Raw genomic sequence first — 13,775 nt, forward strand, 5'->3', positions numbered from 1 at the left:
AGCAGGGAAGTGCGGTCGGCGGATTGGTCGGCTGTGACGTAACCTTACTGCCATATGCGAAAGGCATCAAGGACTGAAGGTGGGATCGTTGGCATCTACTGTGGGTGCGAGAGAGATGGCTCGGATGCGGCGAAGGAGCGGATCTTGAGTGACCTCGAATGGATCAGCGTCTCCACTCCCTACGTGACGCCACGGAGGCCCGGCGAGGCCGAAGCCTGGGGAGCGGAGGCCGCGCAGAACGGCGGAGTGGGTACGCAGCGCCTGCTCGACGTCAGCGAGATCGTTCCGGCGGCCGAGTTGGCCGATGCGCTGCACCTGGACGCCGATGCGCCGGTGATCCAACGCCGTCGAATGATGTTGCTGGACGGGCGGCCGGTGGAGTTGACGACATCCCTCTACCCGGCGACCATCGCTCGCGACACTGGCCTTGCAGAATTGCGCAAGATTCGCGGCGGGGCAGTCACTCTGCTCGCCGAGCTGGGATACCGGCCACGACAGGTGAGCGAGGACGTCTACACGCGGAGGGCGACCGAGGTGGAACGGTCGTTACTGCAACTACGTGAGGACGACTGGGTCCTCGGGCTGACTCGCGTGCTCAGTACCGATGACGGCTTGCCAGTCGAGCTGAGCGTCATGACCATGACCCCCGGAGGTCGTCGCCTTCGGTACGAATCGTCGATCGCATAGGGAGGCCGTTTTGGCTCGCAGGAGCGACGATCGGCCGCGGCATGAGCAAATCGCTGCCGACATCCGAGCGCGAATCATGTCCGGCGAGCTGCCGTCCGGGTCGCAGTTGCCGTCGACAGCTCAGTTGATCGACCAGTATTCGGTGGCGAACGCGACCGTGCAGCGGGCACTGACCTCCCTCAAGGCGGAGGGTTATCTCCACAGCCAGGTCGGCAAGGGGGTCTACGTCCGGGACCGCCAACCGTTGGTCATAGCGGTCGACGCATACGTCCCGCCCGCACGTGATGGGTACACCTACCACCTGCTCGACGTGGCCGAGGTACGACCGCCCACCGATGTGGCGCTTGCTCTCGGTGTCGCGGACGACGAGCCCGCCATCCTCCGTCATCGCCTGCTCTCGCACGACGGCGAGCCGGTGGAGGTGTCGTGGTCGTACTACCCGGTCGCGATCGGCCGAGGCACCGCAATCTCGTCGCGCAAGAAGCTCGTTGGCGGAATCCCTCGGGCGCTCGCCGACCTGGGGCACACACAGCGAGACCTCGTCGACCGGCTGTCCGTCCGTATGCCGACCACCCAAGAGGTGGAGATCCTGGCGTTGCCGCCGCAGGTTCCGGTGATCCGGCAGTTCCGGGTGATCCGCTCGGTGCACGGGGATCCGGTCGAGGTATCAGTCCTGATCAAGGGCGGTCACCTGCACGAGCTGGAATACCACCAGGAGATCCAGCCGGACAGCGCATAGCCCGCGCAGCGTGACCGCCATTTCGGAGCGCTGGACGCTGATCGGTTCAGCACGCTCGCGGCGGCGGACCTGGACCGGTGATCATCTACGAGCTGCCCTGACCTGGGGCGCGCGGACTCCCACCCGAGCCGGCCCGGTCCCGGCAGGCTCGGGCGGGTGACGGACAATGAGGTACGTGACGACGATCCCGAACGTGCTCGCCAACCGGTACGCCTCGCCCGAGTTGGTCGCCCTCTGGTCGCCCGAGGAGAAGGTCCGGATGGAACGGCGGCTGTGGCTCGCCGTGCTCCGTGCGCAGCGTGACCTGGGCGTGGCCGTACCGGACGGTGTGGTCGAGGCGTACGAGCGCGTGCTCGACCACGTCGACCTCGCGTCGATCGCCGAGCGGGAGCGGGTCACCCGGCACGACGTGAAGGCCCGCATCGAGGAGTTCAGCGCGCTGGCCGGGCACGAGCACGTGCACAAGGGGATGACGTCGCGGGATCTCACCGAGAACGTCGAGCAGCTTCAGGTGCGCGCCTCGTTGGAGCTGATCCGGGACCGGGTGGTGGCCACCCTGGCGCGGCTGGCGTGGCTCGCGTACGAGCACTCCGAGCTGGTCATGACCGGCCGCTCGCACAACGTGGCGGCGCAGGCGACCACGCTGGGCAAGCGCTTCGCGTCGGCGGCGGAGGAACTGCTCATCGCGTACGAGCGGCTGGAGGAGCTGATCGCCCGCTACCCGCTGCGCGGCATCAAGGGGCCGGTCGGCACGGCAGCCGACCAGCTCGACCTCTTCGACGGTGACGCCGACAAGGTGGCCGAGCTGGAGCGACGCGTCGCCGAGCACCTGGGCTTCGCGCGGGTGCTGGACAGCGTCGGGCAGGTCTACCCGCGCTCGCTGGACTTCGACGTGCTGGCCGCGTTGGCGCAGACCGCCGCCGCGCCGTCGTCGCTGGCCACCACGATCCGGCTGATGGTCGGCCAGGAGCTGGTCACCGAGGGCTTCAAGCCGGGTCAGGTCGGCTCCAGCGCGATGCCGCACAAGATGAACACCCGCTCGTCGGAGCGGGTGAACGGCTTCGCGGTGATCATCCGGGGTTACCTGTCGATGGTCGGCGAGCTGGCCGGCGACCAGTGGAACGAGGGGGACGTGTCCTGCTCGGTGGTCCGTCGGGTGGCTCTGCCGGACGCGTTCTTCGCCGCCGACGGGCTGTTCCAGACCTTCCTGACGGTGCTCGACGAGTTCGGCGCGTACCCGGCGGTCATCAACCGGGAGTTGGAGCGCTTCCTGCCCTTCCTGGCGACCACCAAGATCCTGGTGGCGGCGGTCCGGCGCGGTGTCGGCCGGGAGGTCGCCCACGAGGTGATCAAGGAGCACGCGGTGGCGGTGGCGCTGGCCATGCGCGAGAAGGGTGCTCCGGAGAACGACCTGTTCGACCGCCTGGCCGACGACGGCCGCCTCGGCCTGTCCCGCGCCGACATCGACACCCTGGTAGCCGACCGCACGGCCTTCGTAGGAGCGGCAAAGACCCAGGTGGAGCAGGTGACCCGCAGAATCACCAAGGTGGTGGAAACCCACCCCGAAGCAGCCACCTACACCCCACCCCCGATCCTCTAACCCCCCTCTCCCTGCTCCCGCGCCCCCCGGTTTGGCCCGTTGATCATGAAGTTATTGCCACGACACGCCGACGCGTAGGGCAATAACTTCATGATCAACCGGGTCTGGTCGGGTGGGCCTAGTCGCCGGTGGGGGTTTCGGCGGCTGTTCGCAGGGTTGGGGCGCTCGCTGGTTCGGCGATGCCGCCCAGGGACTCCGCGAACGCCGGGTCGGTGGCGGTCTCGGCCGCGACCGCCGGCTGGTCGGCCGGCATGACCTCGGGCATCGTGGGTACCGCGACAACCGCCGTGCCGTACGCGCAGATCTCCATCCACATCTCGCCGCAGTCCCGGCTGTCGAAGCGCATGCCGATCACGGCGTTCGCGCCGAGCCGCAGGGCCTCCTCGCCGAGGCGGGTCACCGAGTCGGTACGCCACCGGGTCAGGTTGTCCGGCGCCATCGGGTCGTACGCGCCACCGCGCAGGTTCTTGACCCCCTCGCGGTACGGGTTGCGCGTCCTGGCCATCGATGACACCACCTCACCGAGAATCTGGCGGATCTCGTAGCCGGGCAGTTGCTCTGTCGTCACGACCAGCACGTTTCCGATGCTGTCAGGAGTGGCGCGACCCGATCGTGTGCCCGTGTTCACCTGATCGGATGCTGCAAAACGACGCGGCGCGGACGGCCGGCGCGCCGCCGACCATCCGCACCGCAGGGGCGCTAACCGTCAGACACCGGCCACCGAGGTGATCCAGGCCCGGTTGTACGCGACGCTGCCGTAGTTCTGGATGTTGTAGCCGTCGGCCGTGGAGGCCACGCCGACCTGCTGGCCGTTGTAGAACTGTGGGCCGCCCGAGTCGCCCCGCCAGGCGTTGCCGTTGATCCGGGTGCTGCGGATGGCCTGCCCGCCGTACGCGTCGGTGACGTTGGTGCTGGTCACCTGGACGGTGGCGGTCTTGAGCTGGCTGGACGCGGAGCAGCCGCTGTAGCAGGTCATGCCCCACCCGTAGATCGAGTTGGTCGAGCCGACCGGCGGGTTGCTGCTCGCCAGGGACACCGCCGAGGTGCTGACCGTGCTGGAGAGGCGCATGAGGGCCAGGTCGTTACGGGTGTAGGTGGCGCTGACGGTACGGGTGACCCCACCCGAGGCGCGGTAGACGCTGCCGACCCGTACGGACATCGTGCCGCTGATGCAGTGGCGGGCGGTGAGCACCCACTGCGCGGCGATCACGCTGCCCGAACAGGTGAACGATCCGTTGCTCAGCACGGCGGCGGCCCAGGGGGCGGACGACACGGTGCCGCCGCCGATGATGGGTTGGGGGCCAGCCGGGGTGGCGGACGCGCCGGACGCGGCGGCGAGGGTGCCGGCCAGCGCGGTGCTGATCAGGGCGAGCAGGGGACGAACGCGCATCGGTGGACTCCTTGGAGGGGTGGGGGCCCGGGGTCGCCGGGTGCCCGGTGGCGACGGCGGGAGGTCCCCGCCGTCACTGGCATCGAGCCACGTCGATGTACTCTAGGGCCGGCGAGCATTGTTTTCAAGAAGCCGATCGAGATCGTCCAATGTAACGATTCGGCTACCCTCCGCGCTGTATATCCCCTGGTGGGACGGCCTGTCCCGCGTTGCCGGGCTCTTCTGCCGCCCGTTATGTGGATCACTGCCGGAACTGCGCCCGGCCGGTGCGTCCGCGGCGGAATCTGCCAGGTAGGCTGGCTGCGCTCGCCCGTTGTGGGTCGGCACCCAACTGCGTACACAGTCAGGAGTGCCCAGTGCCTCGCGTCGTCGTCGACGTCATGCTCAAGCCCGAGATCCTCGATCCGCAGGGCCAGGCCGTCGCAAACGCGCTGCCCCGGCTCGGCGTCAGCGACGTCGCCTCAGTTCGGATCGGCAGGCGGATCGAGATCGACTTCACCGGTGAACCGGACCTGGACCGGGCCCGGGAGATCGCCGACAAGTTGCTCGCCAACCCGGTCATCGAGGACTTCACCGTCCGCCTGGTCGAGACCGGCGAGACCGCGGACGCCCGCTCGTGACCGCCCGGGTCGGTGTGGTCACCTTCCCCGGCTCGCTCGACGACGGGGACGCGGCCCGCGCCGTCCGGATCGCCGGCGCCGAGCCGGTCCGGCTCTGGCACGGCGACGAGGATCTGCACGGTGTGGACGCTGTCGTCCTGCCCGGCGGGTTCTCCTACGGTGACTACCTGCGCTGCGGCGCCATCGCCCGATTCGCCCCGGTGATGGAGACGATCGTGGACGCCGCCAAGGGTGGACTGCCGGTGCTCGGCATCTGCAACGGGTTCCAGATCCTCTGCGAGGCGCACCTGCTGCCGGGCGCGCTCACCCGCAACCAGCACCTGCACTTCCGCAACCGGGACCAGGTCCTGCGCATCGAGTCGGCCGGTACCGCGTGGACCAACGCGTTCCAGGCTGGCCAGGAGGTGCTCATCCCGGTCAAGAACGGTGAGGGCTGCTACGTCGCGGACACCGCGACGCTGGACCAGCTCGAGGCCGAGGGCCGGGTCGTCGCCCGCTACGTCGGCGGCAACCCGAACGGGTCGCAGCGCGACATCGCCGCGATCACCAACCCCGCCGGCAACGTGGTCGGCATCATGCCGCACCCGGAGCACGCGGTGGAGGCGCTCACCGGCCCCTCGCTGGACGGCCTCGGCTTCTTCACCTCGGTCCTCAAGCACCTGGTCGGGGCGCCAGCATGACCGCGAGGAGCGAGTCTGGCGGGCACGAGCGCAGCGAGGAGAGGTCATGACCACCCACCCGGACCCGGTACGGGACACTCCGGAGGCGTACTCCGCCCCGGTGCAGCCGACCGAGCCGCTGGCGCAGCCCACCGCTCCGGCGGCCGCCCCCGCGCAGCCGGCAACCGCCGACTGGACCGACGGCGTGGACACCGTGCCGCGCGCCGGTGGCACCCCGGGCGAGTTGCAGCCGTACACCGAGCTGGGCCTGCGTGACGACGAGTACGACCGGATCCGGCAGATCCTCGGCCGTCGCCCCACCCAATCCGAGCTGGCGATGTACTCGATCATGTGGAGCGAGCACTGCTCCTACAAGTCGAGCAAGGTGCACCTGCGCCAGTTCGGCGAGAAGGCCCCGCAGAGCGACCGGCTGCTCGCCGGCATCGGTGAGAACGCCGGTGTCGTGCAGGTCTCCGACAAGCTGGCGGTGACCTTCAAGGTCGAGTCGCACAACCACCCGAGCTTCGTCGAGCCGTACCAGGGCGCGGCGACCGGCGTCGGCGGCATCGTCCGGGACATCCTCGCCATGGGCGCCCGCCCGATCGCGGTCATGGACCCGCTGCGCTTCGGTGCGGCGGACCACCCGGACACCGCCCGGGTGCTCACCGGCGTGGTCGCCGGCGTCGGCGGCTACGGCAACTGCCTGGGCCTGCCCAACATCGGTGGCGAGCTGGTCTTCGACCCGTCCTACCAGGGCAACCCGCTGCTCAACGCGCTCTGCCTGGGCGTCCTGCCGGTCGACCGGCTGCAGAACAAGGCCGCCGCCGGCCCCGGCAACGTCGTGGTGCTGATGGGCGCCAAGACCGGCCGGGACGGCATCGGCGGCGTGTCGGTGCTGGCCAGCGCCACCTTCGACGAGGGCAGCGAGGCCCGTCGCCCGGCCGTGCAGGTCGGCGACCCGTTCACCGAGAAGCTGTTGATCGAAGCATGCCTGGAGCTGTACGACGGCCAGCTCGTCGTCGGCATCCAGGACCTGGGCGGCGCCGGGCTGACCTGCGCGCTCACCGAGACCGCCGCCGCTGCCGGCACCGGCATGCGGGTCTGGCTGGAGCGGGTGCCGCTGCGCGAGCCCTCGATGGACCCGCACGAGATCCTGGCCAGCGAGTCGCAGGAGCGGATGCTGCTGGTCGTCGAGCCGGACAAGCTCGACGCGGTGCTCAAGACCTGCGAGAAGTGGGGCGTCCTCGGCACCGCGATCGGTGAGGTCACCGCCCCGGAGCCGGACGGCCGCCCCGGTCGGCTGCTGATCACCTGGCAGGACCACCTGGTCGTCGACGTTCCGCCGGGTTCGCTGGTGGACGACGGCCCGGTCTACGCCCGACCCATGCGTGAGCCGGCCGACCTGATCCTGCTCCAGGCCGACCGTGCCGAGACGCTGCCGCGACCGTCCGACCCGGACGCGCTGCGGGAGACCCTGTTGCGCATGATCGCGTCGCCGAACCTGGCCGACAAGACGTGGGTCACCGAGCAGTACGACCGCTACGTGCTGGGCAACACCGTGCTCGCCCAGCCGGAGGACGGCGGCGTGATCCGCATCGACGAGCAGACCGGGCTCGGTGTGGCGCTGTCGGTCGACGGCAACGGCCGGTACGCCCGGCTCGACCCGTACCACGGCACCAAGCTGGCCCTCGCCGAGGCGTACCGCAACGTGGCGGTGACCGGCGCGAAGCCGATCGCCGTCACCAACTGCCTCAACTTCGGCTCGCCGGAGGACCCGGGCGTGATGTGGCAGTTCGCCGAGGCTGTGCGCGGCCTGGCGGACGGTTGCCTGGAGCTGGGTATCCCGGTGACCGGCGGCAACGTCAGCTTCTACAACCAGACCGGCGCGGCGGCCATCCACCCGACCCCGGTGGTCGGTGTGCTGGGCGTGCTGGACAACGTGGCCGACCGGGTGCCGATGGGCTTCGTCCCGCGTCCCGGCGGCGACCACGACCAGCTCTACCTGCTCGGTGAGACGAACGTGGAGCTGTCCGGCTCGGAGTGGGCCTGGGTGACGCACGAGCACCTCGGCGGCATCCCGCCGCAGGTCGACCTTCTCCGCGAGAAGGCGCTGGCCGACCTGCTGGCCGAGGCCGCCCGGGTGGGCCACCTCAGCTCGGCGCACGACCTGTCCGACGGTGGTCTCGCCCAGAGCCTGGTCGAGTCCTGCCTGCGGCGTGGCGTCGGCGCGCGGATCGCCGTGCCGGAGCAGTTCGCCGAGGGCTCGATGCCCTTCGTCTACCTGTTCAGTGAGTCCGCGACGCGGGCGCTGGTGTCGGTGCCGCCTGGCCACGACAAGGCGTTCGCCGCGCTCTGCGCCGAGCGGGGCGTGCCGTTCGAGCTGATCGGTGTGACCGACCCGTCCGGCGGTGCGCTCGAGGTGCGCGGGCAGTTCCGGATCGGTCTGGACGAGCTGCGCGCCGCGCACACCGAGACGCTTCCGCGCCTCTTCGGCGGCACCGCCGCCGTCGAGGTTCCGGCCGCCGACGGTACGTCCCAGCCGGCCGCTGGTGCGACGCCTGAGCCCGCTGTCGCGGAGGTGCCCGCGCCGGCCGCCGGAGTGGCGGGTGCGGTCGAGGCCGTGCCGCTGCCGACCGCCCCGGCCGAGCCGGTGGACGCGTCGGAGGTGCTCTCCGAGCCGATCGCGTCGGCCGGCCCGTCTCCGCAGACCGGAGCTGTCGACCCGGTCGGGTCGGAGCAGCCGTCCGGGTCTGACTCCGGTGCCACCGAGCCGTCGCCTGACAAGCGCTGAGGCGTTGGCGGCGGCCGTCTACGGCCAGCCCGGGTCAGGTGCCAGGTTCGACTGGGGCCTGACCGGGGCGGCCGAGCTCGGCCGGGTCTGCGCGGCGCTGGTGGTGGTGGACGTGCTCTCGTTCACCACCGCCGTGGAGGTGGCGGTCGCCCGGGGCATGCGGGTGCATCCCTTCCCGTGGGGCGAGCAGGCCGCCGAGTACGCACTGCGGGTCGGCGCGGTGGCGGCGGTCGGTCGCCGCCGGGTGACAGCGGACCATCCGTGGTCGCTCTCGCCGGCCGCGCTGAGCGCCGCGCCGATCGTCGCGGACCTGGTGCTGCCCTCGCCGAACGGTTCGGCCATCAGCGCCGCCGCCAGCGCCACCGGGCTGCCGGTGGTCGCGGCGTGTCTGCGTAACGCCAGCGCCGTCGGGCGTTGGCTGCGCCGCCAGGGGTACGGGACGACTGATGTCCCGATCGGCGTCATCGCCTCCGGCGAGCGGTGGCCGGACGGGTCGCTGCGCCCGTCGGTCGAGGACCAGCTCGGCGCGGCAAGCGTGCTGGACGCGTTGTCCGGGGTGCCGGGCGGCCTCTCCGTGGAGGCGGCCATGGCGCTCGCCGCGCTGGCCAGCACTCCGGACGTACCCGCAGCGGTGCGCGGCAGTGTGTCCGGTCGAGAGTTGACCGAAGGCGGTTTCGAAGCCGACGTCGACATCGCCGTCCAGGTGGGCGTCTCCGATGTCGTACCGGTGCTCCGCCAGGGCGTCTTCTCCGCCGCCTGACCGCAAGACCGGCCGGCCGGCCCGCGTGCCCGACCCGACCCGCCGGCGTCCCCCCACCCCCACCCCACCCCCCACCCCCCCACCCCCCACCCCCCCACACCCCGTTGATCATGAAGTTATTGCCCGCGCAGCCGGCGTGTCGGGGCAATAACTTCATGATCAACGAGGTGGGGGGTGGGGTGGGGGGGCAGGTGACAGCGGAACGGCCGCCTGGTTTTCCGGGCGGCCGTTCCTGTGTGCGTTGTGGTGGTGCCGGTCAGTCGTCCAGCCAGTCGAGGCGTCGACCGCCGCGCTCAGTGGGCGGGGGAGCGTCCGACCGGGCCCGGCCACCCTGCTGCTGACCGTATCCGCCCTGGTCGTAACCACGGTCGTCGTAGCTGCCGCGTTGCTGCGGGGGCTCCTGGCCGTAGTTGCCGCCCTGGTCGTATCCGCCGGCGGGCTGGCCGTATCCGCCCTGGTCGTAGCCACGGTCGTCGTAGCTGCCGCGTTGCTGCGGGGGCTCCTGGCCGTAGTTGCCGCCCTGGTCGTATCCGCCGGCGGGCTGGCCGTAGCCACCCTGGTCGTACGCGCCGGTCTGCTGGCCGTAGCCGCCGCTCGGCTCCGCCCCCCGACCGCCGCCGCCGTACGGCGTGGTCGGATCAGGCTGGCCGTAGCCCGGTGCCTGCTCCGGCTGGTACACGCCGGTGGCGTACGGGTCTGCCGGCGCCGGGTACTGCGTGCTGTCGCCGGTGTACCGGCCGGTCGGCTCGTCGAAGCGTTCGCCGTAGCCTGCCGCCCCACCAGCGGGAGCCGGCGGGTAACCCCCGGCGCCGGCCGGCGCGGTGTAGTCACGGCTGCCGTAGCCGCCCCCGGAGGAGGGGGCGGCACCGTAGCCGGCGCCCGGGGCCGCGGCACCGCCGTAGCCCGCTCCGGAACCGGGTGCGGCGCCGTAGCCGTCCGCCGCGCCGCCACCGTAGCCGCCGTCGGGCGTCGCCGACGTGCCGTAGCCACCACCCGAGGCCGGGGCGTTGCCGTAACCGCCGTAGCCGCCCTGGGCGGGCTCCTCGTCGTAGCCGGAGCCACCCCAACCCTGCTGGTCCGCCGCCCCGTAGGGCTGGGCGGGCGCGCCGTACGGGTCCGGCGGTACGTCGTCGACGACCGGGCGGTGCATCATCGTCGGCGCCTCGCTCAGTGCCGCGCCGCCGACCATGGTCGGGTCGGGCCCGCCGCCACGGTTGACCACGCGGGTCTGGTCGTCGGCGCCGTGGAAGGCCCCACGGGCCGCCGGTACCGCGCCAGCGGGACCGGCCGCGCCAGCCACCGCCGGCTCGTCGTCGTCGCCGCTCTCGCGGCGCTTCATCCACAGCAGGACGATCGTGCCGACGCCGGCCGCGACGAGCAGGCCTCCGAGCAGGATGATCAGGTACGAGCCGAAGCCGCCACCGTCGTCCTCGTTGCTGGCGTTCGCCGGGGCACCCGGGCTGGCCTCCTCGGAGGGCTGCTCCTCGGCACCCTCCTCGGTCGCCTCCTCGGTGGGGGTGGCATCGGCGGTGGGCGACGGGGTGGCGCTGGGCGTCACCTCGACCTTGACCTCCAAGACGATCCGCTGGCCGGTGACGGTCTGCCCGGCGCTCGCGTTGAAGCTCTTGAAGGCCTTGATGTTCTCCGAGGACGCCCCCAGGTCGATCCGACCTGGGCTGATCGGGGCCTGGCTGCTACCGGTGAACCGGAAGTTGCCGCTGTTGTCGGCGACGGCGTCGTAGCGGTGGCCGCCGGTGTCCTGAAGGACGACGAACGCGTTCGGCACCGGGTCGCCGTCGGCCTTCTTGACCACCTTGCCGGAGACCGACTTCACCGTCTGGTTCTGCTGCTGAGTGGGCGGTGCGGCCTTGCCCTTGACGGTCAGCGAGACGGTGGCGGTGTCCGGGCCCGAAGCGGCCTCGACCGCCACCGTGATGGTCGTGGTCGCGTCGCCGGCGTTGTCGTTGGCCGCGATGCGGACCAGCACCGACCCCTTCGGGCCGCCCAGGCCGCCGCCGGTGAGCTTGACGTCGCCACAGCCGCTGGCGCAGCTGACGCCGGACGGCAGGCCGGAGAGACTGACCTTCGCCGACTCGTCCTCATTGCCTCCGGTGACGCGCACCGTGATCGTGGCGTCGCTACCCGCGTTCACGGTGACCGCGCCGGGGGAGACCTCGACCTCTGCGGCCATTGCCGGTGTGGCGGGGACGGCGAGCAGAGCGCCTGCAACCAGCGCTACGACCACACCGGCCCGCTGCTTCCAGGCACGTCGGTGTGTTGACACGTCCACCGCCTTCCGGGCTGACTTCCCTTTACCGGCGGGGCGCCGGGCCGGGGATCATCACGGTACGAATACGCCGTCGGCCACTATGCCTTGTCTCACTGTGCCGGCGCGACCCAGGGCCAGCGTCGGGTGCTTCACCTGTGGGTCGTATCGTCCCGTCGTGTCCTCTCCGCACAGTAAGTCCGCCGCCGTCGACGTGGCGTTGTCGGCGCTTGACGAGGGTCGTACGCCCGAACGGCCGGTACTCCGGGAGGCGGTCCGGTCGTTGTTGGCCGTACTCGCGGAGCGCGCCCCCGGCCGATCGGTGGAGGTGCGCGTCCCACCATACGGTGCGATTCAGTGCGTCCCCGGTCCTCGACACACCAGAGGAACCCCGCCGAACGTGGTCGAGATGTCGCCGCAGACGTGGCTGGAACTCGCCACGGGCCGGCTCGCGTGGGTCGGTGCGGTGGCCGAGGGTCGTGTTCAGGTGAGCGGCGTTCGGGGGGACATCTCGGCTTATCTGCCCCTCTAGCTGCCCCGATGTCCGTGTGATCGCTACTCTCGGCAGCGGAATCGTGACTATCTGTATCGACGTCGACTCGCGTACACTGTCAGGCGACGACAGTGGTCCCGGCCGAGGAATGTGGATCCGACCCGTGATCCCCGCCAGGCCGGTCCAGACCAGCATGAGGGAGCGGTAGTGCCCCGAGGCGACGGCCGGCTGAGCCACGACCTTGATCCCCAACGACCTGGCCCCCAGGACGCCTGCGGCGTCTTCGGCGTCTGGGCCCCCGGCGAAGAGGTCGCCAATCTGACCTATTTCGGCCTCTACGCCCTCCAGCATCGCGGCCAGGAGGCGGCGGGCATCGCGGTCAGCGATGGCTCGGGCGTGGTGGTCTACAAGGACCTCGGCCTGGTGGCCCAGGTCTTCGACGAGCCCACCCTGGCGAGCCTGCGTGGCCACCTGGCGATCGGGCACGCCCGATACTCGACGACCGGTGCGTCCAACTGGGAGAACGCCCAGCCGACCATCCGGTCGACCGATTCGGGCACGACCATCGCGCTGGCCCACAACGGCAACCTGGTCAACACCGCGGAGCTGGAGAAGGAGGTCGCCGAGCGCGGCCTCGTCGCGGACGGCTCGACCAACGACACCTCGCTGGTGACGATGCTGCTGGCCAGCCGCCCCGACCTGTCGGTCGAGGCTGCCGCGCTCGAGGTGCTGCCGCAGCTGCGCGGGGCGTTCAGCTTCGTCTTCATGGACGAGTCGACGCTGTACGCGGCCCGCGACGCGCACGGCGTACGCCCGCTGGTGCTCGGTCGGCTGGAGCGTGGCTGGGTGGTGGCGAGCGAGACCGCCGCCCTGGACATCGTGGGCGCGAGCGTGGTGCGCGAGGTCGAGCCCGGCGAGCTGATCGCGATCGACGAGGAAGGGCTGCGTTCGACCCGGTTCGCCGCGCCGGAGCCGAAGGGCTGCCTCTTCGAGTACGTCTACATCGCCCGCCCGGACGCGACCATCGCCGGGCGTAACGTGCACGCGGCGCGGGTGCAGATCGGCCGGCAGTTGGCCAAGGAGCACCCGGTCGAGGCCGACCTGGTCATCCCGGTGCCCGAGTCCGGCACCCCGGCCGCTATCGGCTACGCGGAGGCGTCCGGCATCACCTACGGCGCGGGCCTCATGAAGAACCCGTACGTGGGGCGTACCTTCATCCAGCCGTCGCAGACCCTGCGTCAGCTCGGCATCCGACTCAAGCTCAACCCCCTGCGGCAGAACGTCCGCGGCAAGCGCCTGGTCGTCGTGGACGACTCGATCGTGCGCGGCAACACGCAGCGTGCCATCGTCCGGATGCTGCGCGAGGCGGGAGCGCTCGAGGTGCACGTCCGGATCTCCTCCCCACCGGTCAGCTGGCCGTGCTTCTACGGCATCGACTTCGCCACGCGGGCGGAGCTGCTGGCCAACGGGTTGGACAACGACGGCATCCGGCGCTCCATCGGTGCCGACACGCTTGGTTATGTTTCGCTTGCCGGCCTGATCGCAGCGACCGAGCAGCCGAAGACCCGACTGTGTCGGGCGTGTTTCGATGGGGAGTACCCGATCGAGCTTCCGGCTGGCAATCTGATCGGCAAGCACGTGCTGGAAGGTATGGGCCGCCGGGTCGCGACCGCGACGTCGGAGGCCCCGGACAGCTTCGGCCCGCTCGTCGCCACTCCGGGTGGCGTGACCGCTAACCGCCCGTAGCACCAACTGGCGCGGCCCGGCCAC

General features: G+C 71.0%; 11 protein-coding genes and 1 pseudogene. 9 read left to right on the forward strand and 3 right to left on the reverse strand.

Translation table 11 applies throughout. From position 1 onward, the window contains the following. Positions 1-144 precede the first annotated feature (144 nt). From ACGFH9_RS03795 to purB, 3 genes are all read left to right on the forward strand, one after another. Positions 145-687: a UTRA domain-containing protein gene (locus tag ACGFH9_RS03795; protein WP_393214826.1), complete on the forward strand. Its 543-nt coding sequence runs from the start codon at positions 145-147 to the stop codon at positions 685-687. A 10-nt stretch (positions 688-697) separates the two neighbouring features. Then, positions 698-1,426, forward strand: coding sequence for a GntR family transcriptional regulator (locus tag ACGFH9_RS03800; RefSeq protein ID WP_393214829.1), 729 nt, complete (start codon positions 698-700; stop codon positions 1,424-1,426). A 175-nt stretch (positions 1,427-1,601) separates the two neighbouring features. Beyond that, the gene (purB, locus tag ACGFH9_RS03805) at positions 1,602-3,026 is read left to right on the forward strand and encodes an adenylosuccinate lyase (RefSeq protein WP_393214832.1); all 1,425 of its coding nucleotides are present in this window, start codon (positions 1,602-1,604) and stop codon (positions 3,024-3,026) included. Positions 3,027-3,144: 118 nt separating this feature from the next. Here purB and ACGFH9_RS03810 read toward each other — a convergent pair. Both ACGFH9_RS03810 and ACGFH9_RS03815 read right to left on the reverse strand, forming a co-directional pair. After that, positions 3,145-3,709: pseudogene (locus ACGFH9_RS03810) on the reverse strand (YbjQ family protein). Positions 3,710-3,732: 23 nt separating this feature from the next. Then, complete coding sequence (locus ACGFH9_RS03815; protein ID WP_393214835.1) at positions 3,733-4,416, reverse strand: S1 family peptidase; 684 nt, start codon at positions 4,414-4,416, stop codon at positions 3,733-3,735. Positions 4,417-4,772: 356 nt separating this feature from the next. Between ACGFH9_RS03815 and purS the strand changes: the two genes are divergently transcribed. Genes purS through ACGFH9_RS03835 form a run of 4 tightly spaced genes read left to right on the forward strand, consistent with a single transcriptional unit; the run spans position 4,773 to position 9,246 of the window. Beyond that, the gene (gene purS, locus ACGFH9_RS03820) at positions 4,773-5,036 is read left to right on the forward strand and encodes a phosphoribosylformylglycinamidine synthase subunit PurS (RefSeq protein ID WP_393214838.1); all 264 of its coding nucleotides are present in this window, start codon (positions 4,773-4,775) and stop codon (positions 5,034-5,036) included. After that, positions 5,033-5,716 carry a phosphoribosylformylglycinamidine synthase subunit PurQ gene (purQ, locus tag ACGFH9_RS03825; RefSeq protein WP_355245598.1) on the forward strand — a complete coding sequence of 228 codons (684 nt, stop codon included), beginning with the start codon at positions 5,033-5,035 and terminating at the stop codon, positions 5,714-5,716. Before purS ends, purQ begins: the two co-directional genes overlap by 4 nt. Positions 5,717-5,762: 46 nt before the next feature. Next, positions 5,763-8,486 (forward strand): phosphoribosylformylglycinamidine synthase subunit PurL, encoded by a 2,724-nt coding sequence (gene purL, locus ACGFH9_RS03830; RefSeq protein ID WP_393214841.1) that lies wholly within the window; start codon positions 5,763-5,765, stop codon positions 8,484-8,486. A 4-nt stretch (positions 8,487-8,490) separates the two neighbouring features. Beyond that, positions 8,491-9,246: a 2-phosphosulfolactate phosphatase gene (locus ACGFH9_RS03835; RefSeq protein ID WP_393215253.1), complete on the forward strand. Its 756-nt coding sequence runs from the start codon at positions 8,491-8,493 to the stop codon at positions 9,244-9,246. A gap of 256 nt (positions 9,247-9,502) precedes the next feature. Here the strand turns inward: ACGFH9_RS03835 and ACGFH9_RS03840 are convergent, their stop codons facing one another. Then, positions 9,503-11,530, reverse strand: a complete 2,028-nt coding sequence (locus ACGFH9_RS03840; RefSeq protein WP_393214844.1) for a carboxypeptidase-like regulatory domain-containing protein — start codon at positions 11,528-11,530, stop codon at positions 9,503-9,505. 160 nt (positions 11,531-11,690) lie between these two features. On the opposite strand from ACGFH9_RS03840, the gene ACGFH9_RS03845 reads away from it, so the two are divergent. Then, positions 11,691-12,044 carry a sterol carrier family protein gene (locus ACGFH9_RS03845; protein ID WP_393214847.1) on the forward strand — a complete coding sequence of 118 codons (354 nt, stop codon included), beginning with the start codon at positions 11,691-11,693 and terminating at the stop codon, positions 12,042-12,044. A gap of 168 nt (positions 12,045-12,212) precedes the next feature. Then, complete coding sequence (gene purF / locus ACGFH9_RS03850; protein ID WP_355246570.1) at positions 12,213-13,751, forward strand: amidophosphoribosyltransferase; 1,539 nt, start codon at positions 12,213-12,215, stop codon at positions 13,749-13,751. Positions 13,752-13,775 lie beyond the last annotated feature (24 nt).

The sequence above is a fragment of the Micromonospora sp. NPDC049102 genome (assembly GCF_043197485.1).
GTDB lineage: Bacteria > Actinomycetota > Actinomycetes > Mycobacteriales > Micromonosporaceae > Micromonospora.

Bases quoted from the DNA above. Each gene is read 5' to 3' on its own strand.
- ACGFH9_RS03815 (WP_393214835.1), bottom strand. From the start codon at position 4,416: ATGCGCGTTCGTCCCCTGCTCGCCCTGATCAGCACCGCGCTGGCCGGC.
- purL (WP_393214841.1), top strand. From the start codon at position 5,763: ATGACCACCCACCCGGACCCGGTACGGGACACTCCGGAGGCGTACTCC.